The sequence below is a fragment of the Vibrio sp. Vb0888 genome (assembly GCF_033338835.1).
Taxonomy (GTDB): Bacteria; Pseudomonadota; Gammaproteobacteria; order Enterobacterales; family Vibrionaceae; genus Vibrio; species Vibrio alginolyticus.
On sequence record NZ_JAWOTL010000363.1, the window covers coordinates 1 to 1,009 of the forward strand.

Here is a 1,009-nt window from a genome sequence, read left to right on the forward strand (position 1 = left end):
TTCTTACAAAACGTTTGATTTTGGTACTCAAAATGATGCTCCAGCAAGTATCGATGGACGCCGTATAGAACAAGGTTTGGCTGCTCAACTGGAATCGAAAGGGCTTTCTCGAGTTGCAAGTGGTGGTGATTTATACGTTCATCACGATATCGTTGAGGAGTCGGAGTTGGTATCGTCTGGTTCTTCTTTTAGCGTCGGTTATGGATGGAACAGCTTTGGTGTGATTACATCAAGCCCTGAACGATATAAAGAACGCAAATACGGGAAGTTAGTGGTAGAGCTGGTGGATAGTAAGGCGAACCAAGTTGTGTGGAAAGGCGTTTCAAGCCGCAAGTTAACCGAATCAATGAGTACTGAGAAAAGGGAAAATTTGATCACAGAAGAAGTGGCGAAAATGTTCGAAAACTACCCATATGGCAAGAACTAAGTCCTCAGTTATATCAAACTGAGTGGCTAAAACCACGAGGCGAGAATTTCGATTGCAAATTCTCGCCCTCAGAGTTAAAAGTACGTATTACTGTGATGTAGGTGAACGTTGTGCGTGCTCTTCTTATTAGCTTTTTCGGGCTATTTCTGAGCTTATTGGCGGTTTCTGTCGGCCAAGAATCATCATCGCCTGAAACTACTCATCACTACACCGTCGGCAGTGCGTTTTATGATGAAGACGCACAAGTTTCCGAAACGCCACTAGCACCACCTTTTCATTCGTTTGCTAGCCTTTTAAATCGCAATGCACTGCGAGTTCATGATTCAAAATCAGATCTTGATGAGCTCGATATTGGTTGGTTCGAAACGTTGGCTCCTCATTGGAACCGCGCTTTATCAGAAACGCCATATTTGAACGCGGTTCTGACGGCTTTTCTTGGTCTTGCGAAAGACTTCTCTCATTCAAAATACCAAATTGGAGATGGGTTAGGCTCTAATCTTATCTATCGGTTTATTCACGCTCGATAGTTCTAAGCATCTACCTTGTTGTTATTTAGTGATGTTTAGGAGCTCTTTTTATGTT

Annotated in this window: 2 protein-coding genes; both read left to right on the forward strand. The window is 42.8% G+C overall.

What is annotated here, in order from left to right:
* Positions 1 to 427: DUF4136 domain-containing protein (locus R7P72_RS26285; RefSeq protein WP_318111217.1), on the forward strand; the 427-nt coding region annotated here is incomplete at its 5' end.
* A gap of 110 nt (positions 428 to 537) precedes the next feature.
* Positions 538 to 954: a hypothetical protein gene (locus R7P72_RS26290; protein WP_318111218.1), complete on the forward strand. Its 417-nt coding sequence runs from the start codon at positions 538 to 540 to the stop codon at positions 952 to 954.
* Positions 955 to 1,009: the final 55 nt, after the last annotated feature.